19 protein-coding genes are annotated in these 21,698 nt (G+C 72.8%); 8 read left to right on the forward strand and 11 right to left on the reverse strand.

From position 1 onward, the window contains the following. Positions 1-70 precede the first annotated feature (70 nt). On the forward strand, positions 71-805 hold the full coding sequence (locus KUA19_RS10860) for a hypothetical protein (RefSeq protein WP_217396059.1): 735 nt from the start codon (positions 71-73) through the stop codon (positions 803-805). Here the strand turns inward: KUA19_RS10860 and KUA19_RS10865 are convergent. From KUA19_RS10865 to KUA19_RS10905, 9 genes are read right to left on the reverse strand one after another with little or no spacing between them, the layout of a single operon-like run. Continuing rightward, positions 786-3,602 carry an adenylate/guanylate cyclase domain-containing protein gene (locus KUA19_RS10865; protein WP_217396060.1) on the reverse strand — a complete coding sequence of 939 codons (2,817 nt, stop codon included), beginning with the start codon at positions 3,600-3,602 and terminating at the stop codon, positions 786-788. The genes KUA19_RS10860 and KUA19_RS10865 overlap by 20 nt on opposite strands. Beyond that, positions 3,599-3,784 carry an aroma-sacti cluster domain-containing protein gene (locus KUA19_RS10870; RefSeq protein WP_217396061.1) on the reverse strand — a complete coding sequence of 62 codons (186 nt, stop codon included), beginning with the start codon at positions 3,782-3,784 and terminating at the stop codon, positions 3,599-3,601. The genes KUA19_RS10865 and KUA19_RS10870 overlap by 4 nt, the downstream gene beginning before the upstream one ends. Beyond that, positions 3,729-4,454 carry an iron-containing redox enzyme family protein gene (locus KUA19_RS10875; protein ID WP_217396062.1) on the reverse strand — a complete coding sequence of 242 codons (726 nt, stop codon included), beginning with the start codon at positions 4,452-4,454 and terminating at the stop codon, positions 3,729-3,731. Before KUA19_RS10875 ends, KUA19_RS10870 begins: the two co-directional genes overlap by 56 nt. Next, complete coding sequence (locus KUA19_RS10880) at positions 4,454-5,410, reverse strand: radical SAM family protein (protein WP_217396063.1); 957 nt, start codon at positions 5,408-5,410, stop codon at positions 4,454-4,456. The genes KUA19_RS10875 and KUA19_RS10880 overlap by 1 nt, the downstream gene beginning before the upstream one ends. After that, the gene (locus KUA19_RS10885; protein WP_217396064.1) at positions 5,398-6,414 is read right to left on the reverse strand and encodes a radical SAM protein; all 1,017 of its coding nucleotides are present in this window, start codon (positions 6,412-6,414) and stop codon (positions 5,398-5,400) included. Before KUA19_RS10885 ends, KUA19_RS10880 begins: the two co-directional genes overlap by 13 nt. 2 nt (positions 6,415-6,416) lie before the next feature. Further along, the gene (locus KUA19_RS10890; protein WP_217396065.1) at positions 6,417-7,001 is read right to left on the reverse strand and encodes a GAF domain-containing protein; all 585 of its coding nucleotides are present in this window, start codon (positions 6,999-7,001) and stop codon (positions 6,417-6,419) included. Continuing rightward, positions 6,998-7,810, reverse strand: a complete 813-nt coding sequence (locus tag KUA19_RS10895) for a S8 family serine peptidase (protein ID WP_217396066.1) — start codon at positions 7,808-7,810, stop codon at positions 6,998-7,000. Before KUA19_RS10895 ends, KUA19_RS10890 begins: the two co-directional genes overlap by 4 nt. A 12-nt stretch (positions 7,811-7,822) precedes the next feature. Continuing rightward, entirely contained in the window at positions 7,823-8,398 is a 576-nt protein-coding gene (locus tag KUA19_RS10900; RefSeq protein ID WP_217396067.1) for a GAF domain-containing protein, read from the reverse strand. Then, entirely contained in the window at positions 8,398-9,243 is an 846-nt protein-coding gene (locus KUA19_RS10905) for a S8 family peptidase (protein ID WP_217396068.1), read from the reverse strand. Before KUA19_RS10905 ends, KUA19_RS10900 begins: the two co-directional genes overlap by 1 nt. A 263-nt stretch (positions 9,244-9,506) precedes the next feature. On the opposite strand from KUA19_RS10905, the gene KUA19_RS10910 reads away from it, so the two are divergent. The 4 genes from KUA19_RS10910 (at position 9,507) to KUA19_RS10925 (ending at position 14,570) form a co-directional block, all read left to right on the forward strand. After that, complete coding sequence (locus KUA19_RS10910; protein ID WP_217396069.1) at positions 9,507-9,650, forward strand: hypothetical protein; 144 nt, start codon at positions 9,507-9,509, stop codon at positions 9,648-9,650. Positions 9,651-9,744: 94 nt separating this feature from the next. Continuing rightward, positions 9,745-12,357 carry a class III lanthionine synthetase LanKC gene (lanKC, locus tag KUA19_RS10915; RefSeq protein ID WP_217396070.1) on the forward strand — a complete coding sequence of 871 codons (2,613 nt, stop codon included), beginning with the start codon at positions 9,745-9,747 and terminating at the stop codon, positions 12,355-12,357. Next, positions 12,354-13,670: an MFS transporter gene (locus KUA19_RS10920; RefSeq protein WP_217396071.1), complete on the forward strand. Its 1,317-nt coding sequence runs from the start codon at positions 12,354-12,356 to the stop codon at positions 13,668-13,670. The genes lanKC and KUA19_RS10920 overlap by 4 nt, the downstream gene beginning before the upstream one ends. A gap of 105 nt (positions 13,671-13,775) precedes the next feature. Next, positions 13,776-14,570 carry an SDR family NAD(P)-dependent oxidoreductase gene (locus KUA19_RS10925; protein ID WP_217396072.1) on the forward strand — a complete coding sequence of 265 codons (795 nt, stop codon included), beginning with the start codon at positions 13,776-13,778 and terminating at the stop codon, positions 14,568-14,570. A 60-nt stretch (positions 14,571-14,630) separates the two neighbouring features. Here the strand turns inward: KUA19_RS10925 and KUA19_RS10930 are convergent, their stop codons facing one another. Together KUA19_RS10930 and KUA19_RS10935 are read right to left on the reverse strand one after the other, a co-directional pair. Next, positions 14,631-15,317: an alpha/beta fold hydrolase gene (locus tag KUA19_RS10930; RefSeq protein WP_217396073.1), complete on the reverse strand. Its 687-nt coding sequence runs from the start codon at positions 15,315-15,317 to the stop codon at positions 14,631-14,633. Between the two features lie 2 nt (positions 15,318-15,319). Then, on the reverse strand, positions 15,320-16,120 hold the full coding sequence (locus KUA19_RS10935) for a DinB family protein (protein WP_372451787.1): 801 nt from the start codon (positions 16,118-16,120) through the stop codon (positions 15,320-15,322). Between the two features lie 72 nt (positions 16,121-16,192). Here KUA19_RS10935 and KUA19_RS10940 point away from each other — a divergent pair, with 72 nt between their 5' ends. From KUA19_RS10940 to KUA19_RS10950, 3 genes are all read left to right on the forward strand, one after another. Beyond that, positions 16,193-17,155: a helix-turn-helix transcriptional regulator gene (locus KUA19_RS10940; protein WP_308167415.1), complete on the forward strand. Its 963-nt coding sequence runs from the start codon at positions 16,193-16,195 to the stop codon at positions 17,153-17,155. 115 nt (positions 17,156-17,270) lie between these two features. Then, positions 17,271-20,735: a S8 family serine peptidase gene (locus KUA19_RS10945; RefSeq protein ID WP_308167416.1), complete on the forward strand. Its 3,465-nt coding sequence runs from the start codon at positions 17,271-17,273 to the stop codon at positions 20,733-20,735. 117 nt (positions 20,736-20,852) lie between these two features. Then, a complete protein-coding gene (locus KUA19_RS10950) occupies positions 20,853-21,692 on the forward strand; it encodes an exodeoxyribonuclease III (protein WP_217396077.1) in 840 nt (279 codons plus the stop codon). Positions 21,693-21,698: the final 6 nt, after the last annotated feature.

Below are 21,698 nucleotides of genomic sequence, written 5' to 3' on the forward strand. Positions count from 1 at the left end.
GGAGCGATACGAACTAACATGCGCTCGGCGGTCGGCATCGGCCACCGACGTCGAACGGGAGAGGCTGGAGATGTCGGAGCACTACCTCGAAGACCTGGTGTGCGAGTCGATCCTGGTCCTGGACTCCCGCCATCCGGAGCCCGACGATCGGCTGCGGAGCTGGTTCGCGGCGCTGTACGCGTGCCAGCGCGCGCACGACTGCTCGCACACCCAGGGGCGGGTGCTGGACGTGCTGCTGCGCCGCGGCCACACCTACCGATTCCCGATCCAGGACCACCCCGACTACCTACGGCGCCGGACGTTCTTCGACGGGCTGACCCGGTTTCGGAGCCTGCGTGAGTTCGACGAGGACGCCGACGACTTCGCCGGTTACGCCGACGAGCTGGAAGACGGCTACGTCGACCCGCCCTGGCTGTACTGCGAAGTGGGCACCGCACTGTGGCAGCGGATGGTCGACGAAGGGCGGCTGCACGGAACGGACGCCGCCGCGCCCGGCCGGACCGCGCTGATCGACGCTGTGGCCGCCGTCGCCGCGGCGGCCGAGCAGGACGGCGCCGTGGAACTCATCGCGATGTGGCACGGCCTGGGCTTCAGCGCGCTCGTCGGCGGTACGCCGCTGACGGTCGACGACCTGGCGGACATCCCGGGTGTCGTACGGCTACGCGAGATCGTCCGGCGCAGCGGCGCCATGTCGGTGCCGCTGCCGGACGGCTACCGCCCGTCCGAGGACGAACTGGACCTGCTCGACGACGAGCGCGAGTCCTGGTGGTATTCGGTGGACAGCGTCAACGGACGAGCTGTTTGACCATGACCCCGCCTATCCGGTGCTCGATCTCGTCGATCCGCCGCGGGTCGCCCAGGCGGGTGGCGATGCGCAGACAGCCCGTCAGCGGGATCAAAGTGGCGCCCCGGCCGCGGATGGTGGCGATCACCGCGAGCGCCCGGTCGAGTCGCGCCAGGGCCTCGGCCCGGTCGGTGGTGTCGAGCGCCGCGACCTGGTGACCGAGCACCCGCATGTCCCAGCTTTCCGCGGTGGCCAGCGCCGAGAGGTCCGGGGCTGGCCGGTCCGGGTCGAGCACGTGGGCACGGACGCCGCAGCGGGTCGCGGCGGTGGCCGCACCCGCGTCGGCGTAGATCTGCCCCGCGCGCAGGATCGCCTCCGTCGCGGCCACCAGGTCGCCGCGGAGTTCGGCCGCGACGCTGGTGAACTCGCAGGCACCGGCCCGGCCCAGCGCATGACCCATCTCGGTGAAGACCGCGTACGCCTCGGCGAGCATCGACGCGGCGGCCCGCGCGTCGCCGCTGCGCTGCAGCAGCACCGCCGCCGCGCAGCCGACCGCGGCGTGCATGATCGGTGCGTCGGCCACCTCCTCCCGCAGCGCCAGGCACGCGGCGGCGGCCTGGTCCGGTGGCGTGTCGGCGTACATCAGGAACAACGACAGGTTGCCGTAGATCTCGGCGACGCCGAGCCCGGAGCCGAATTCGCGCATGCCCGCATGGGCCGAGCGCAGCAGCGCCTCCGCCCGCGGGTAGTCCCCGAGGCGGGCCGCCAGCATCCCCTCCAAAGTGTCCAAGCGTGCGATCGCGGCCGGGTCGTCGGTCTGCTGGGCCAACTTCCGCGCCTGGTCGAGGTCGCCGCTGCCGAAGGTGACCTGGTTGACGGCCAGGTGCAGCCGCGCCGACGGATTGCCGTCCAGATGGCGCACCTGGGCGACCCGCGCCAGGGCCTCCGGGACCTGCCCGCTGGCGCCCAGGGCGTAGCTCTCCAGTGCCGCGATCTCCAGCGTCAGGTCGTCGTCGGGCACGTCGAGCCCTCGCGCCTGCGCCGCGAGCGCGGCCGCCGCTCGGACCTCGGACCGGCCGACAGCCTGCCGGGCCGCCGCCACCAGGCACTCGGCCGCCAGCCGGGTCGCCTGTCGGTCGTGTGCCGAGCCCGGATCGAGTGCACGCCAGTGCCGCTGGGCGCGCGAGGCGTGCGAGGCCGCGAGGTCGAGCAGGGCAGGTTCGGTCCGCGCATACTCCCGCAGCCGCGACGCGATCGCGGCATGGAGTCGGGCCCGGTCGCCCAGGCCGAGATGGGCGTACGCGACCTCGGCGGCGGTGCGGTTGGCCGCCAGACCGAGGCTCTCCAGTTCGCCGATGGCGGCGGCCAGGCCCGCCTCGTCGACCTCGCAGACCGCGTCGAGGTCCCCGGTCCGCAGCTCGGTGCCCCACGCCCCGAGGCAGGCCAGCACCTGACGGGTCGGTCCGGCCAGCCGCTCGATCCGCGAGCCGAGCGCGGCCTCGGCCGACGGTGCGACGTCGTCGTCGATGCCGTCGACGGCCAACGCCGACAGCTGCTCCAGCAGCAGCGGATTGCCCCTGCTCCGTTCGATCAACGGATGCGGCAGTCCGGCCGGGTGCGGCTGGAGTCCTCTGTCCAGGCTGGCCAGCAGATCGTGCGCGTGCGCGGCCGACAGCGGCGGCACCGTGATCGCCGCGACGGAACCGACCGGCGGTTCCCGGTCGGCCAGCACGAAGACGATCGGGCCGACCGGGTCGGGAGTCGGCTCGAACACCGGGCGCAGCGCGTCGGGGCAGCGGTGGAAGTCGTCGACGATGACCACGAGCGGGCCCTGCCGCGACAGGTCGGCGAAGCGGGACCGGACGCGCCACTGCAGCTCCGCCGTCGACGGGGTCCCGCCACCCTGCCGCCGCCCGCCGAGTTCGCGTTCGAGCTGCTGCAGTCGCCACAGACCCTCGTCACTGCCCCGGCAGGTCACGAAGACGGTGCGCATACCGCGGGCGCCGGTGTGCGCCGCGAGCAGCCGCAGGATCCTGGTCTTGCCACTGCCCAACTCGCCGACCAGCGTGACCGTGCTGGTCGTGGGGCTCGCGGCGGCGGTGTCGACCGCGGTGGTGAGCCGGGAGAGCACGTCGGTCTGGTTGATGAAGACCGGTTCGGCGATGACCGGTGTCCTGTCCCCGGTCACCGACCACGCCTGCAACGGCTTGTCGAAGCCCTTGGCGGGCACCGGCGGCACCGGCAGGCAGGCCAACCGGTCGCGAACCAGCAGCCAGGTCCGTACGTCGACGACCGTACCGTCGGCGGGCGCGGCCGACTGCAGCCGGGCCGCCCGGTTCATCACCGACCCGATGGCGAACGACGAGTCCCGGTCGGCCAGCACCACCCGACCCGAGGCGATGCCGAACCGGATCGACAGCCGCACCCCGTGCCGTCCGATGGTGTCGTCGTTGCGCGCGGCCAGCTGCTCCAGCGCGTCGAGGGCGCCCTGGACGGCCCGTACGGCGTCGTCCTCACCGGCGGCGTCGGCCCCGAACACGCCGACGACGGCGTCGCCGATGAACTTCTCCAACCGGCCGCCGGCCGCCACCAGGGCACCGCCCACCCCGTTGAAATACGTCTCCAGGATGCCGTGCCAGACCTGCGGATCGAACCGCAGCGCCAGCTGGGTCGAACCGGCGATGTCACAGAACGCGACCGTGACGAAGCGCAGACCCGGGGGTTTGGCGGCGGCCTGCGCCAAACCCCCGCCGCAGCCCATGCAGAACCGGGCCGCGGCGGGGTTGGCGGTCAGGCACTGGCCGCAGGTGCTGGTCACCACACCACGCCGCCGGCGTCGAGGCTGTGGCCCTCGACGTCACCGGCAGCGTCGTCGAGCTTGTGCTTGATCTTCACAAGCAGCTCGATCTCGGCGTCGCTGAGCGAGTCCACCACCGCGATCTGCTCATCGCTGGCGAACTGTGTGTCGAACCCCAGCCGGTCCAGACGGGATTGGCTCATGGCGTCGTCCTCCTTCTCCTGATGGTCGCGTCGCGGGCATGCTCGCGACCAGGTCGGTCATCAGTTCCACCAGGCCGTGGGCCGTGGTCAGGGCACTGGTCGTGACCAGCCGCCGGTGTCGGCCGTCGACGGGCAGCCCGGCGAGCACCTCGTCGAGCCGACGGCCGTGCGCGACATCCAGGTCGGCGTGCCGGGCCAGGGTCCGGAACGCGTCGGTCGACAGCCCGGTCCGTTCGGCCAGGTCGTGGGCGAGGTCGGCGCGCGGCGGCAGCCACTCCAGCACGGCGATGTGGCCGAGCAGCGCCACTGGGTGGGCGTGGCGGATCCAGTAGTACTGGGCTCCGACCAGCCGGGCCGCCGCCGTCACGGGAACCCGGTCGGCCAGCGATCCAGGGTCGAACCCGGCCGCGGCGAGGTCCTGCTCCACCCAGCGGTCGTGGCCGAACTCCTCGGCCAGCTGCTCGGCGAAGTAGTCCACGAGCAGGCTGTCACCGTGGCGTACGGACTCGGCCAGCGCCTCGGTCAGCAACGGCGCCGTCGCTCGTACCAGGTCGTGGCACACGCACAGCCATTCGCGGTAGCACCGCGCGTCGTGCTGCGCCGCCCACATCCGGCCCGACGCGCGCCGCAGCATCGGCATGACCAGGTCGACCGTCTGGCGTAACGTCATCACGCACCATCTCCTGGGTCGGCACCGGCGAGGAGGGTGGCGACGGCCAGCGCCTTCGGATCCGCGGCGATCCGCTCGACCCCGGCCCAGCAGGCCTGGCAGATCGTCCGGGCCGGTCCGTCGACGATGGTGCTCAGCGCGTTGGGGCCGTGGCGGCCGAGCAGTCTCAGCGCCGGGTCGGCTCGGAACTCGGCGAGCGCCGCCGCGACGTCGTCGGCGGTGGCGACCTGGCGGCGCAGGCCTGGCGGCCCGGCACCGACGATGACCCCCTCGTTGCAGCAGGCGCTGACCCGGCCGTCGTACCGGACCGTCGGTGAGTTGAGCAGGTGGCAGCGGCCGAAGTCGCTCAGTGGCCGTAACGGTGCGGGCGCGAACAGGTCGGCCCCGCGCCCCACCGGCAGCGGCGCGATCACGCTGACGTCGGCCGTGGGGCACAGCGCCTTCGCCGCGTCGCGGGCGCCGGGTTCGTCCAACACCTGGAGCACCAGGTGGCAGCCCGCGTCCAGTACGGTCCGCACAGCGGTCGCCAGCCGGTCGCGCCCGGCGCCCGCCGGGCCGTCGACGTGGTACGAGTCGGTGCTCAGGTAGACCGTCGAGGTGAGCTCCAGCACCTGCCGGATCCACGCCGGAACGGGCGGGCGGGCCCAGTACCCGCTGGTGAACAGCACCACCGCTTTGCCGGCGGCGGCCAGGCTGCCGACCGCGTGGATCAGCCCGCGCCGTTCGACGAACGGTTCGCCACCGGTGATGGCCACCGCCCGCAACCCCGGCAGGCTCGCCACACCTGCCACGACCTGGGTGAACAGCTCCCAGTCGCGGATGGTCGGGCCGTCGACCGTGGCCGACACCGAGCAGTGCCCACAGCCGACCGGGCATCGGTCGGTGAGGAAGAAGGCCAGGCTCGCCCCGGGTACGCGGCGCAGCTCCTCCGCCTGGGCCATGGTCAACCGGCGCATGGCACCCACCCCAGCTCGACCAGGTCGGAGTGCTCCCCGGCGCCCCAGCGGCGGGCCAACTGCCGTGGTCGCAGGCTGCCGAGAAGCTGCCGGGAGACCTGCTCCACGGGCTCGGGCACGGCGACGTCGCCCGGCAGGCCGACGCAGGTCTGGCAGACCCCGTCACACGACGCGGCACCGGCCCGCCGGGCGGTCTCGATCGCCCCCAGCGACCGGACCGACCGCAGTGTGGGCCGGGCCTGGATCGCCGCGCTCAGCGCGCTCCAGGAGTCGCGGGCCGCGTGCCCGAGCACGAGGTGACCGGGCCGGTGTCGGCGGACCAGGTTCTGCCGACTGCAGGCGTAGACCGTGCCGTCGAAGTCGACCAGGGGCCAGTTGGCGAACTCGCACGGGCCCGGATCGACCACGTCGGCGGGGTCGGCGACGAACGACCTGGCCCGCCCGGTCGGCCGTACCCGGGCGACCAGCACCGGCACCCGGTCGCCGAACATCCGCCGCACCTGGGTGAGGACGTCGGTCAGGTAGGCCTCGTCGGAGCTGGTGACGTGCAGGCTCACCGACGGCACCAGGTCCGCCACCGCGGCCAGGGCCCGCAACGCGTCGGAGCGGGCGACCTCGCGCTCGTGGAAGACGTCGATGCTGGCGGAGAAGTGGTCCAAGGTGGAGACCGCCCGTCGGACGGCGGCGGGCATCGACCGGCGGGCGAAGAACATGCCGGACAGCAGCATCGACCGGGTGCCGACGGTACGGGCCGCCGTGGCCAGCTCCGCCACCAGGTCCGGGCGCAGCAGCGGCTCCCCGCCGGACATGAAGATCAGTTCCGGGTGGGCCGCGGCGGTGAACGTGGACACCAGTCGGCGCAGCGGCGCCGCGCTGTGCTGCGGGGCGGTCGGCGACGAGTCGGTGGAGCAGTGCGCGCACGACAGCGGACACCGCTGCGTCAGCGCCAGCAGCAGGCCCGCCTGCGGCACCGTCCGCAGCCTGATCACCTCGGCCAGATGCATGGTCAGCGCACCAGCTTCGCCAGTGCCGTGATCAGCTCGTGGACCGCGACCTCGCGCCGGGGATCGGCGCCCTCCAGCAGGGCGCCCAGGGTCGCGATCGGTCCGGTCGCGTCGGCCTGCCGGGCGCGGACCCGACGATCGGCCAGCAGCAGGCACAGCGCCGCGCAGCTCTGGTTCGCCAGTTCGGTGAGCAGGTCGATCGCGATCAGGTCGCCGAAGGCGTCCAGCGTCGGGTCGAGGACCTCCAGCACCCCGAGCACATCGCCGTTGTGCTCGATCGGTGCGGCCATGATGGTGTCCGGCACCAGCCCGGTCTCGGCGGCGAACGCCCGGTCGAACCGCTCGTCGTCGCGTACGCCCCGGATGACCAGCGGTTCGCCGGTGTTGGCGACCCAGCCGGCGATGCCCCGGTCCGACGGGATCGCCATCCCGACCAGCATGTCCTCGCCCTGTCCGGAGGACGCCTCGAACACCAGCGCGTCGCGCTCGTGGTCGTACAGGAACACCGAGGCGGCGGCGGCGTTGAACGACAGCCGGGCCAGCCGCACCGTCGACCGGAGGATCTCATCGTGGGTTATGACGGTCACTGTGGACTCCTGACCAGGTTGTCGGCGACCGCGGCCAGCACGTGCCGCAGTTGGGGCGTGCGGAACTCCGGATGGCGCTGCAGGATCCGCGCGCACAGGCCGGTGATGTGCGGGGTGGCGAAGCTGTTGCCGGAGACCACCTTGGCCGACCCACCGGGCCAGGCCACGCTCACGTTGATGCCGCACGCGAAGAAGTCCACCGGCGGGTCCGGATTGAGCTCGAAGTACTCCGGATCGGTGCGGCTGTGCGAACCGACCGAGATCACCGACGGGAACCGCCACGGATAGCTGACCACCGGGCTGTTGTGCGCGGAGGAGACCAGCGACACCCCGGCGAAGAACGCGGTGTCGGCCAGGTCGTGCAGGCGCTCCTTCAGCCCCTCCTTGCGCGAGGACAGGCTCACGTTGATGAGCGGGAACCGCTGGCCCACCGCCCACTCCAGCGCGGTGATCAGCGCGTCGCCGTTGCCCCGCAGGTTGCCCGCCAGGACCCGTACGCTGATCAGCTCGCACTCGGGCGCCAGCGACCGGATGACACCGGCACAGGCCGTGCCGTGCCCGGCCACATCACCGACGTCGTCGGGCCGCACCACCCAGGCGTCGTCGACCTCCTCCGCGACGTATGACATCACGTCGCCGCCCACCAGCGGATGCTCGGCGTCGACCCCGCTGTCGATGACACACACCCGGACCCCGCGGCCGGTGGCGTCGCCCCAGACCCAGTCGCGCTCGATCGTGCGGGGAGTCGCGATCGAGCGCGACGAGGCCGTCGCGCCCAGTGAGGTGTGGGCGAACCGGAAGGTGCGCATGCGCCGACCTCCTCAGACCGACGTGTCGAGCAGCCGCTGCAGGCTGTACATCAGCTGGCGGGCGCTGGCCCGGTCGTCGGGGTCCAGCCCGCCGGGCGTCCGGACGCCGTCGAGCTGGTGGCGCTCGATGACGATCCGCAGCGCCGCCGCGGCCTGCCGGGCGAACAGGGCCAGCAGGTCCACCGCCTCCAGATTGGACCGCGAGCGCGGGGACGGGTCGAGGACCTCCAGCACGCCGAACACGCGGTCGCCCTGGATCAGCGGCGCGGCCAGCAGCGACTGCGGGACGTACCCGGTCGACTCGGCCAAGGCGCGGTCGAACGCGGCGCTGTGGGTGAGGTCGTCGACGAGCATCGGCTCACCGGTGGCCACCACCCACCCCGCGATGCCGCTGCCGGCCGGGAACCGCTGCCCCAGCAGCGTCCGCTGGCCCTGGCCGGACACGGCGTGGAAGACCAGTTCGTACGCCTCCACGTCCAGCAGGAACACCGAGCTGGCCTGGGCGCCGAAGATGGCCCTGGCCACGTCGACGACTGACTGCAGGAGCTCGCGCGACAGGTTGTCGACCGCGAGCCCACCGGGTGCCATCACGAGGAACCTCCGATACCTACGTTTACGTTCGCCGCTGACAGGTACAGCGCGTTCTTGAGCTGGAACGTCGTCATCCGCGGATGCTTGGACAGGATCCGGGCGCACACGCCGGCCATGTACGGCGTGGCGAAGCTGTTGCCCGAGGCCCGGATCGTGCCGCCGTTCAGCCACGGCAGCAGCACGTTCTGGCCGAGGGCGAAGAACTCCACCGGCGGATCCGGGTTGTACAGGAACGCCTCCGGCTGGCTCTCGTCGTGGTGGCTGCCCACCGAGACGACCGACGAGAACCGCCACGGGTAGCTCTCCACCGGCGTGTTGTGGGCGGAGGCCACGATGACGGTCCGGCCGAAGTAGGCCTCGTCGGCCAGCGCCCGCAACTCGTCGGTGAACCGGAGCCGGGTCGTGGACAGGCTCAGGTTGATCACGTCGAACTTCTGGTCGATGGCCCAGCGCAGCCCGGCCAGCATCATCGCGCCGGTGCCCGTGGCCCGTTCGCCGAGCACCCGGACGCTGTAGATCTCGCAGTCGGGGGCGACGCGGCGGATGATGCCGGCGCAGGCCGTACCGTGGCCGCAGGCGTCGCCCGCGTCGGTCTCCGCGACGACCAACTCGCCGTCGCGCGACACCACGCCGTACGCGCCCTCGATCCGGCCCACCAGCGGATGGTCGGTCTCCACCCCGGAGTCCACGACGCACACCCGCACCTTGCTGCCGGTGGCACCGCCCCAGGCCCAGTCCTGGGTCACCGGTTCACCATCGGCCGGTATCGCGACCTCGTCCCAGCTACGGCCGTAGAGCCGCCACGTGAGCCGTGGCCGCTCCGCCGCTCGCATGTCGTCCATCACCCAGTCCATTCCGGGGCAGGTCCTCCCAGGCCCTGCCCGAGACTGGCCGCGCCGGGTTGGTCGCCGCTCAACGAACGGTTCGATCCGGGTATGGCCGCAGCTCAGCGCGCCTGCCTCCGGCCGCCGCCGAGGTCCGCTCGCCCGAGCCCACCTGCGGACATACCGTCCGCATACCCGCGCCCAACCGTTTGCGGATCGGGGCTGCCTAGCTTCTGCACTGCCCGGCAGACGCACTGCCGACAGCAGATGAGGAGATGGCGATGACGAACATCGAGCTGACCCCCGGCGAGAACCCCGAGGAAGTCGCGGCGCTGCAGGAGACCCCCGGTGCCGAGGGCGACGACGAGGTCCAGGGCCACATCAGCACCCTCAGCGTCCAGTTCTGCTCGTTCGAGCAGGCCTAGGACCACCGCACAGCTGGGCCCGGTCCGCGCCCCGCGACCGGGCCCAGCGGCTCATTCCGTCGGGCGACCGCCGCCACGCGTTGGGAGACACAGGATGAACTTCGATTACACGGTCGCCAGCCGCGAGTTCTTCGCCCCGCTGGAGACCGCGGTCGTCGACGAGGGCGTGCTCACACCCCACCGCGTTCCCGACGGCTGGCGTGGGGTCGAGTCGGGGATCTGGCGGATGTGGCACCCGCCGGGCCCACCCGACGAGGTCGACGCGGGCTGGAAGGTGCACGTCTCGGCCCGGCCCGACCGGCTCGAACACGTCCTCGACGTGGTCGCCGCGGCCTGCTTCGAGCACGGCGTCGCGTTCAAGCACCTGTCGACCCGGCTTTTCCACTGGTGGACGCACCACAAGTACGCGCCGCGACCGCAGGGCGGCAAGTTCATCGCCGCCTACCCCGCGGACGTCGCGGCGGCCGAGCGGCTCATGCGCCGGCTGAGTGACGACCTCGCCGACGAGGCCGGGCCGTACATCCTCAGCGACCGGCGGTTCGCCGACTCCCGCACGGTGCACTACCGCTACGGCGCCTACCGACCACTCTTCCGGCTGCGGCCCGACGGCACCCACCAGGCGCTGGTACGAGACGGCGGCGGAGCAGCGGTCCCGGACCGCCGGGGCGTGTCGTTCCAGCTGCCCGACGGCATGGCCGACCCGTTCCGCCCGGCCGGCATCGCGTCCGCCCCGACCGCCGCCGGCCGGGCCCAGCGCATGATCGGCCCGTACACCGTCGAGTCCGCGGTGCGGTTCAGCTGCGCCGGTGGGACTTACCTGGGACGCGACTCGGCCACCGGCCGTGCGGTGTTCATCAAGGAGGGCCGCGCCCACATCGGCCTGCGCGAGGACGGCACCGCCGCGCCCGAGCAGCTGCGCGAGGAGTGGGAGGTGCTGACGGCCCTGCACGCCACCGCGCCGGGGCTGGCGCCCGAACCCATCGCCCACCTGCGCAAGTGGGAGCACGAGTTCCTGGTCGTCGAGCGGGTGGAGGGCATCGCGCTGTCGCGCTGGCTCGTGCTCAACCACCCGGTGCTGGTCGCGGGCAGCACGGCCGACCACTTCGCCGCGTACTACCGCCGGTGTGAGGCGATCCTCCGGGAGATCGAACACGCCTTCGATCGGCTGCACGCGGCCGGGTACCTCTTCGTCGACGTCAGCCCCGGCAACATCCTGATCGGGGCCGACGACTCGGTGCGGCTGGTGGACTTCGGCGAGGCGCACCGCCTCGGGGACCCCTTCCGCAAGGCCGGCACCCCCGGCTACACCCCGCCCGACCGGCTGGTCGGCGACGATCTGACCGTCTTCGACGACTACGGCCTGGCCAGCCTGGCCCAGCTGCTGGTGGCCCCGCTGCACCAGGTCGTGCAGCTCAACCCGGACGCGCTCACGCACCTGCACCACGAGCTGGCCGAGCTCGCCCCGATCCCGGCGTCGCTGTGGACGCGGGCCGTGCGCTACCACCCGGCCAGCCCGGCACCGCGGCTGCCCGGACCCGCCGAGGTCGCCGAGCACCCGCTGCGCCATCTGGCGGACCTGCGCGACCGGGTCGCCGACGCGATCCTCACGATGGGCGACCTCGGCAACCCGCGACGGATCTTCCCGACCGTGCCCGAAGGCTTCCAGAGCAACACGGTCTGCGTGGCCTACGGCACCGCCGGTGTGGTGCACGCGCTGCGCCGGGCCGGCGTCGCGCCACCGGATAGCCTGCTCGACCGCTTCCGTGCCGACGCGCTGGCCGCCGCCCCGAGACTCGCGCCCGGCCCGCACGTCGGCGCGGCAGGCGTGGCCCGGGTGCTGGCCGACTGCGGTCTGCTCGACGAGGCCCTGACGCTGCTCGACGCCGCCGACCGGCACCCGCTGACGACCGAGTGCGCCACCCTGGCCGGAGGCGCCGCCGGGGTGGCCCTCACCCACCTGGCCCTGCACCGGTACACCCGGGACGACCGGCACCTGCGCCGAGCCGCCGACCTCGTCGCCGGGCTCGCGTCCGACGACGAGCTCACCGCGCGGCTGGGGCCGGACGACCCGACCGGGCTGCTGCACGGCCGCTGCGGGATCGCGCTCGCACTGCTGCAGGTGGGCACGGCGACGTCCGATCCGGACCTGGTGCGCCAGGCGGTCCGCCTGCTGCACGCCGAACTGGACCGGGCCAGCGACCCCGACGCCGCCGGGCTGCTGTTCCCCGTCTCGCGGACCGACCGGCGCGCCATGCCGTACCTGTACTCCGGCTCGGCCGGAATGCTGTACGCCACGACCCGCTGCCTGGCGGTGGTCGACGACGAGCGGCTGGCGCTGGCGCAGCCGAAACTGCTGTCGACCGCACGGCTGCCGTACACCGTGCTGCCGGGCCTGTACCGGGGCGCGGCCGGACTCGTCTTCGCGCTGGCCGATCAGGCCCGGCTGACCGGCGACCCCGGTTGCGCGCAGGCGGCCGTCCGGGCCGCCCGCAGGCTGTTCAAGTACGCGATTCCGCATCAGACAGGGGTGCGCTTCATGGGAGACCCGCAACTGCGGATCAGTGCCGAGCTGTGGAGTGGCTCGGCCGGGATCCTGCTCGCGCTGAGCCAGGTACTGGACCCGGGACCCGACGGCCTGTTCGCGGTGGAGCCGATCCCCGCGCACCGGTCGAACCCGGTCGAGCGTGCCCTGGCGGTGCTCGGATGAGCACCCAGTCCTCGACTCCAGCCGCGACCGGCCGGTCGCGTGACGTCAACCGCTACTGGTGGGCGCAGACAACCACGGCGTTCGGCTCGGTCTTCACCGCCATCGCGATGCCGGTGGTCGCCGTCGTCTACCTGGGCGCCACACCGGGCCAGGTCGGCCTGATCAGCGCGGCGTCGATCCTGCCCACCCTGGTGCTCGGCCTGCCCGCGGGCGCGCTGGCCGACCGGGTCGCCGCGCCGCGCCGCCTGCTGATCGCCCTCGACACGTTCAGCGCCGTCGCGGTCGCGCTGGTCGCGCTCAGCGTGGCCAACCACGTGGCCTCCGTCGCGACCCTGATCGCGCTGAGTATCGTCCAGGGCTGCGTGTCGATCCTGTCGAGCGTCGTCTACTTCATCCACCTGCGCCAACTGGTCGATACCGCCGCGATCGGCCCGGTCCGGGCCAGGCTGCAGGCCGGGCAGTACGGCGCGGGCCTGATCGGACGGCTGCTGGCCGGACCCGCGATCGTCGCGTTCGGCGGCGCCACCGCGCTGGGCATCGACGCCGTCAGCTATCTGCTGAGCGCGGCCGCGCTGCTGAGCATGAGCCCGGTCCGTCCGATCCCGCTCGCGCCGCCGCACGAACGCGAGAACCTGCTGCGCAGCATGGCGGCCGGTACCCGGTTCTTTCTCGGCCACGCCTTCCACCGGGCGCTGCTGGTGTTCATCATCGCCCCGGTGGTGGCCGGTGCCGCCGTCACCGCCCTCACCGCACCGTTCCTGCTCCGTGAGGCGCACATCCCCACCGAGGCGTACGGCGCGATCTTCGCACTGTCCGGTCTGATGGGCCTGGCCGGATCGTCACTGGCCGGTCGGGTGGTGCGCCCCGGCCGCGACCCGCGGCAGATCACGCTGGTGGCGTTCACGGCGAGCCTGGCCGCCGGGCTGCTGCTGCCGCTGGCCGATGGTCCGCTGGCGCTGGCCGCCGCGTTCGCGGGACTGGGCGTGGGCCTGCCGGTCCTCTTCGGCTCCATCGCGAACGTCGCGCTGACCCCGGTGCTTGTCGAGGACGCGCCCGACAACCGGCTCGGCAGCACGATGGCCACGCTGCAGGTCTTCGTCGCCGCGGCCGGGATCGCGGGCGCGCTGGCGGGCGGCGCCCTGGGCGACCGGATCGGGGTCCGCTCGGCGATCTGGCTGGTCAACATCGTCGCGCTGGCGGCGGTCGCGGTGTCGCTGCCGCTCGCCTCCGCCGCCGCCCGGCGCCTGCACCGGAAGTCCGCCGACGCGTCCGTGCCGGTCGCGGCCATGGCGGCGAGCACCGAAGCCCACTGATCGGGCGACCTTCGTCGCGGGCCTGTCTCCTACGGGGCGGGCCCGTGACGTCGTCAAGGCGCCATACGCCCTGTTGGCGGCGGTCGGTCCTGCCATGATGAGCAGGTGAAGATCGACCTTTCCGGACGGATCGCCCTGGTGTCCGGGTCGACCCAGGGCATCGGCTACGCCATCGCCGCCCAGCTGGCCCGCGCGGGCGCCACTGTGGTCGTCAACGGGCGGGCCGAAGCGTCGACCGAGGACGCCGCCGCGCACCTGCGCGAGGAGCTGCCCGACGCGACGGTGCGGGCGGTGCCCGCCGATCTGGCCACCGCCGACGGCGCGGCGGCCATGGCGGCGGCCGTCCCGGACGTGGACATCCTGTGCAACAACCTCGGCATCTTCGGTGCCCGCCCGGCGCTGGAGATCAGTGACGACGAGTGGCGCCGCTTCTTCGAGGTCAACGTGCTGTCCGCGGTCCGGCTGATCCGCACCTACCTGCCGGGGATGATGGACCGGGGCTGGGGCCGGGTCACCGCCATCGCCAGCGACTCCGCCGTCGTCACCCCCGTCGAGATGATCCATTACGGGATGACCAAGACGGCGCTGCTGGCCGTCACCCGCGGCTTCGCCAAGGTCGCCGCGGGCACCGGCGTCACCGTCAACTCGGTCATCGCCGGGCCGACCCACACGGCCGGAGTGGAGACCTTCGTCGCCGAACTGGTCGGCGACGACCTGCCCTGGGACGAGGCACAGCGCCGGTTCATGCGCGAGCACCGGCCGTACTCGCTGGTTCAGCGGCTCATCGAACCGCGCGAGATCGGCGACATGGTGGTGTATCTCAGCTCGGAGCAGGCCTCGGCGACCACCGGCGGCGCGCTGCGGGTCGACGGCGGCTACGTCGACGCGATCCTGCCGTGACCACTCGTACACCGCGCGACCGCACCGTCCGAGTGGGCAGCGGTCGCGCGGTGGCGGATGTCAGCTCGCGTCGGCCGCCTCGGCCAGGATCCGGGCGAGCTCGGCCGGGGCGCTGAACATGGGCCAGTGGCCCGAGTCGATGTCGGCGAACTCGACGTGCTTGGCCTGGGCCAGTTCGGGCACGTCACCGGCGGCGATCCACTCCCGGGCCTGCTCGGGCGAGAACTCGGGGCAGACGACCACGACCGGCACGTCTAAGCGCCGCTCGTCGGTCAGGCGCACCACCCCGTTGGCCACTCCTTCCGGGACCGGCACGGCCGCCGCGGCGATCGCCGCCCGGGTCGGCCCGTCGAGGTCGGCCGAGTCCGGGCCCTCGAACGGACCCCAGCCCGGGAACGGCATGACCCCGTCCTTGATCTCGAAGAAGGCCGCGTACGGCTGTCCGTCGGCGGACGGGAAACCGCCGATGAGCGCCACCTTGGCCACGCGCTGCGGCCGGGCGTCGGCGACCAGCCACGCCAGCGTGCAGGCCGCCGAGTGTCCCACCACCAGCGCGGGTTCCGCTGCCGCGTCCACGGCGGCCAGCACCGCCGCCACCTGGTCGGCCAGCGTCGCCGCCACCGCGCCGTCGCCCTGTCCGGGCAACGTCACCGGCACCGGCCGATGCCCCAGCGCGACGAGTTCAGGCACGACCAGATCCCACGCGGACCCGTCGAGCCACAGTCCACCCGCGAGCACGATATCCATGATCAGATCTCCTTCTCCAGTACGGTCAGGTCGCGCTCGGCATACAGCCGATGCTCCCACTCCTCGTTCAGCACGATGCGCAGACACTCCTTGACCGGGAAGTCCGCCTCCTGCGGCCAGCCCGGCTCGGTCCGCGTCACCGTGGCCGCCAACTGCTCGTCGGTCAGCGATGCCAGCACCCGTCGCACCGTCGCCTGGCGTTCCTGCCGCACCGCCAGCACCTCCGCCAGCGTGGGCCGCGCCGTACGGTCCCACGGGATGCCGTCCCAGCCGGGCGCCTCCTCCCAGGGCAGGTCCAGTTGGTGCCAGGGCGCGGCGGTGCCCAGCAGCATCCGGTCGATCCAGGCGGCGGTGGCGAAGTTCAGATGGCGCAGCGTGTGGATGAAGGACCACTCGTCCCCGACCCGCTGGTGCAGCGCCTCCTCGGGGAAGGTCCGGGCCCGCGCCACGGTGTCGGCCCACAGCCGCTCCAGGACCGGCCACGCGCGCCGGAACCCGTCGGCGTCGTCCGGTCGCATCAGCGTCCGCTCCGGCATGCGCCGATTCAGCTCGGCCTCGACCAGCGGCGCGATGTCGACCCCGTTCACCACCACGTTGTTCAACTCGCCGTAGATGTCGACGTTCCACAGCTCCACCCCGCGCATGCGGACGTCGTGGAACGCGACGCCGCGAAGCTGCGACCCGCTCAAATCGACCGACCGCAGGGACGAACCCTGCAGGTACACCTTCTCGAAGGACGACCCGCGCAGACTCACGCGCTCGAAGCGCGATCCGGCCAGGTCCTGCTCATGAAACTCAGCCACGGGCATCACGCTAGAACCAATTCCGGACGATCGGCTTCCGGTTCATGTCGCGGGTCGCCTAATCTGCTCGGCGTGTCGACCGACCCCAGCCCCACCGCCCGCGCGCTGCGCGCGATCGAGATCCTGCAGACCCGCGCCGGCACCACCGCCGAGGAACTCGGCGAGCGGCTCGGGGTCACCGAACGCGCCGCCCGCCGCTACGTCGGGATCCTGCGGGAGGCGGGGATCCCCGTCGAGTCGGCGCGAGGCCCGCACGGCGGCTACCGGATCCGACGCGGCACCAGGCTGCCACCCATCGTGTTCACACAGGCCGAAGCGCTCGGCCTGGTCATGGCGGTGCTCAACGGGCAGCCCGCGGCCACCGACGCCGAGGATCTTGTCGGCGTGGCCCTGGGCAAGGTCATCCAGGCGCTGCCGGAGGGCGTCGGCCGCCAGGCCGCCGCGCTGCGCGAGCACGCCACGGCGGCGCCCGACCGGCAGTCGGCCCATCCTGATCCCGCCGTGACCAGCGCGCTGGTCGCCGCCAGCGCGGCCCGGCGCCGAGTGCGGATCACCTACCGCGGCGAAGGCGGCAGAGAATCGGAGGCCGAGGTCGACCCGTGGGCTGTCGTCGTACGGCACGGCCGCTGGTACCTGCTGTGTCACTCGCACCGGGCCGACGCCGTCCGCACCTACCGGGTCGACCGGGTCCGCGCCGTCCGGCAGACCGCCCACGGGTTCGAGCCGCCCGAGGACCTGGACCCGGTGGCGGCCGTGGCGGAGAAGCTCGGCACCGGTTGGCCGTACCCCACCCGGGTGGTGTTCGACGCGCCCTGCGCCGAGGTGGCGCCGTGGATCCGGCCGCCGATGGGGCGGCTCGAACCGGTCGCGGCCGGATGCGTGCTGGTCGGCAGCACGAACAACCCGGCGATGTACGCGCAGGAGTGGCTCGCCACCGTACCGTTTCCCTTCCGGGTCGAGGGCGGACCGCAGCTGCGCGCCGCCGTCGCCGAGGTCGCCGCACGGTTCACCGCCGCCGTAGCCGACGCTACCTAGCGCGACCACAGAACTACAGCGCTCCGTCGGTCCAACCGCACACCACATAGGACCCGTCATTGATATGTGGTCCGCGCTGACTCGTGCGTGGACACCGTACGAATGGGGGTCCAATGTGAACGTACGACGATCTCGCAGGCCGCTGTACGCGCTGGCGGCGGTGGTGCTCACCACGTCGCTTGCCGGAGCCGGGGTGCGGCAGGCACCGGCCGCCGGGGCGCCGGTCACAACAGCCGCGCCCGCCGCACCAGCGGTGCTGCCGCCGGGCCACACCTACACCGTGACGCTGCTGACCGGCGACGTGATCACCGTCCGTACGCGTGCCTCGGGCTGCCCCGTGGTCACCGTGCAGCCCGCGCAACCGCACGGCCTGCTGGAGCGCAGCTGCGGCCCCGACGGCCACGTGCGTGTCATCCCGGGCCAGGTCGCCGGACTGATCGGCTCGGTCCTCGACGAGTCGCTGTTCGACGTGACCACTCTCATCCTCGAGGGCTACGACGACGCCAGGACCAAGGAACTGCCGCTGATCGTGCGTCAGGCCGAGCAGGCACCGCAGCGTCTGGCCGCTCCCGCGACCGGGCTGCGGGTGTCCCGGTCGCTGCCCAGTGTCGCGGCGGTGGCGGCCCGCCAACCCAAGGCCAAGGGCGCCGCGTTCATCCGCTCCCTGGTTGCCGACGTCGCCGCCGGTACCTCCGCGAAGGCGACCGCGGCCGCCGCGCCGAAGACCGCACCGACCCGGGTGTGGCTGGACCACCGGGTGAGGTCGACCGCACAGGCCGGTGGCGGCACCGCGCTCGACCCGAACCTCGGCCAGATCCGCGCCCCGCAGGCCTGGGCCGCCGGATTCACCGGTCAGGGCGTCAAGGTGGCGGTGCTCGACACCGGCGCCGACTTTACCCACCCCGACCTGCAGGGCCGGGTCGCCGACCGGGCCGACTTCACCACCGACGGCGGCGACGCCGTCGACCACAACGGACACGGCACCCACGTCGCCGCCACCATCGCCGGTAGCGGCGCCGCCTCGGCAGGCCGGCGCCGCGGCGTCGCTCCCGGCGCGCAGCTGCTGGTCGGCAAGGTGCTCGACGACTACGGCTACGGCACCGACTCGCAGGTCATCGCCGGTATGGAGTGGGCCGCCACCCGCGCCGACGTCGTCAACATGAGCCTGGGCGGCTGGGAGCCCAGCGACGGCACCGACCCCATGTCACTGGCCGTCGACGAGCTGACCCGCACGTACGGCACCCTGTTCGTGGTGGCCGCGGGCAACGACGGGCCGTACGAGGGCTACGTGTCGGCACCGGCCGCCGCCGCGTCCGCGCTGACGGTCGGCGCCGTCGACCGCGACGACAGGCTGGCTGACTTCTCCAGCCGTGGCCCGCTGGTCAACACCCACGCCGCCAAGCCGGAACTGGTCGCCCCCGGCGTCGACATCATCGCCGCCCGCGCCGCGGGCACCAGCCTCGGCGGCATTGTCGACGCGCGCTACACCAGCCTCAGCGGCACCTCGATGGCCACCCCGCACGCCGCCGGTGCCGCCGCGATCCTGGTCCAGCGCCACCCCGACTGGCAGCCCGCCCAGCTGAAGGCCGCCCTGGTCGGCGGCGTCGACCCGCTGCCCGCCACCGACCCGTACGAGGTGGGCGCCGGGCGCCTGGACGTCGTGCGGATGCTGCACGGCGCGGTGAGTGAGCAGGCGATCGTCAACCTGGGCACCTTCACCTTCCCCCAGTCGGGCACCGCGCAGACGACCCTGTCGTGGACCAACACGTCGGTGGTGCTGCCGACCGCGCTGCGCTTCTCCGTGACCGTCACCGGTCGCGGCGGAGCCACCGCCCCGGCGGGTGCGGCGAGCCTGTCCACGCCGACGGCGATCGTGGCGCCAGGTGGCCGCGCCGCGACGGTCCTGCGCCTGGACCGGGCCCGGTTGGCGGCCAAGCCCGGCCTGTACACGGCGGTGGTCACCGCCCGGAGCGCGGCCGGGGTGCCGGTGTCGACCACCCCGGTCACGTTCTTCGTCGAACCGCGCAGCGTCGACCTCACCATCAACGCGATCCCGCTGCCCGACGTCCCGGCCGGTACCGACGTCTACGTGCTCGCCAACGTGGTGAACCTGGACGACCCGGGTCTGTTCAACGACCACGTCTCGTTCATGCCCGACGAGACGCCGGTCCTGCGGGTGCCCGCCGGTCGCTACAGCGTCATGGCGTCGATCTGGGAATTCGGCACAGCGAGTCAGCGGATGGCGCTGGCCGGTGATCCCGACATCGCCGTCGGCGCGGACACGGCCGTGCTGATCGACGGCTCCGCCGCGCGCCCGGTCACTGCCTCGGTGGACGGCGTGGACACGGTCCCCACCACGATCGGCATCACCTACGAGCAGGCGGCCACGCGCGGTCCGTGGTGGTCGGACTTCGCCTTCGCCTGGGGCGAGGACGCGGCCAAGGGCAGCGTGTTCGCGGCACCGGTGACCGGGCCGGGGATCGGTACCTTCGACGTCTACGCCTCGTACGGCCTCATCGCCCCCGGCGACGAGCCCAGCCCGTTCCTGTACGACGTGATCCACCCGCTCGGCCACTCGATCCCGCAGGACCTGCAATTCCGGATCGACGCGGCCGAGAAGGCCCGGCTGGCGCGCATCGACCAGCGGTTCAACCTGCTCGATGTCCCCCGCACCCATGTGGGGCACAAGCGCTACGGCTTCAGCCCCGCCGGTGGGTTCATCGCCGAGACCATCATCGACGACGGCGAGCTCCCCGGCGACCGGGTGGACTACGTGACGCCCGGGTTCGAGCTGGTCGACGAGGCGTTCTACCCGCTGGGGGACGACTGGTTCGACATGGTCACGCAGGAGGCGCAGCAGAGCTACGCGCCGGGCAGTCGCCAGCAGAAGGTGTGGGTGCGTCAGCCCATGCGCACCGACTGGTACGACAACCCGTCCACCAGCCACAGCGGGTGCGTGCCCTACCCGCCGTCGCGTACGGGCGGCAGCATGCACATCGAGCTGACCGACCTGACCGACCAGCACCAGCGGTTCGCCTGCTTCGGCTTCGGTGACGAGTCGACCTCGTCGCTGGCCCTCTACCGGGACGGGGTCCTGATCGGCGAGCGCCACGCGCCCTACGGCGACTTCGACGTCCCGCAGGCCGCGGCCGCGTACCGGCTCACGTACGACCTGGACACCAGCGCGCTGCTGCCCGTGTCCACCCGGGTCAGCACGGCCTGGACCTTCCGCTCGGCGGGTCCGACCGGTGCGGGCACCGCACCGCTGGCCCTGCTGGCGGTGGACTACGCCCTGCCACTGGACCGGGCCAACCACCCGACCGCCGGCCCGGCCACGTTCACGGTCCGGCAGGCACACGGCGTGACCCGGCAGGACGTCACGTCGCTGCAGGTGTGGACCTCGGTCGACGACGGCGCCACCTGGCAGGCGGTTACGGTGTCCCGGGCCGACGCGGACTCGTTCACCGCGCAGTTGCCGCTGCCCTCGGCCGGGCAGGCGGTGTCGCTGCGGGTGAAGGCCGACGGCTCGGCAGGCAGCGGCATCGACCAGACCATCATCCGCGCCTACCGGGCGGGCTGATCAGGTAATGGTGGCAGGAGGCGGCGGCCCCGACCGGCGGGCCGCCGCCTCCGTCCACGGGTCGGCGCCCGCGCGCGAAACAGGCCGCCGCCGGTGTGCCGGGATACGGTGGCAACCGTGCGGGTGACGACATGGAACGTGAACTCGGTCAAGCAGCGCCTGCCCCGGCTCCTGCCGTGGCTCGACCAGCGTCGACCCGACGTGGTGTGCCTGCAGGAGACCAAGCTGGCCGACGGCGCCTTCGCCGACCTGCTTCGCGAGGAACTCGCCGCCCGCGGCTACGAGTTCGCCGCGCACGGCGAGAGCAGGTGGAACGGCGTGGCGATCCTGTCCCGGATCGGCCTGGACGACGTCGTGGCCGGGCTGCCCGGCGGGCCGGGCTTTCCGCACCCGGAAGCCAGGGCCCTGGCGGCGACCTGCGGGGGAGTGCGGGTGCACTCGGTGTACGTACCGAACGGGCGCGAGCCCGACTCCGACCATTACCGGTACAAGCTGGCCTGGCTGGAGACGCTGCGCGCGACGGTCGCCGCGGGACCGGAGGCGGTGATGGTGTGCGGGGACGTGAACATCGCCCCGGCCGACGCCGACGTGTTCGATCCGGCCGCGTTCGTCGGCAGCACCCATGTCACCGCCCCGGAACGCGCGGCCCTGGCCGAGTTGCAGGCGGTCGGGCTGCATGACGTGGTCCGCGACCGCTGGCCGGACCAGCGGGTCTTCACCTACTGGGACTACCGGGCCGGGATGTTCCACCAGGATCTCGGCATGCGCATCGACCTGATGTTGGCCTCGACGCCGGTGGCCGCCCGGGTGCGGGCGGCCTGGGTGGATCGGCAGGCGCGCAAGGGCACCGGCCCCAGCGACCATGCCCCGGTGATCGTGGACCTCGATGAGGCGCCCGACGGTGACATCGGGCCGGTCGTGCCACCACCGTCCGCACCGGCATCACGTCGCCGCTGATCGGGC

Source organism: Catellatospora tritici, from assembly GCF_019083965.1.
Lineage (GTDB): Bacteria > Actinomycetota > Actinomycetes > Mycobacteriales > Micromonosporaceae > Catellatospora > Catellatospora tritici.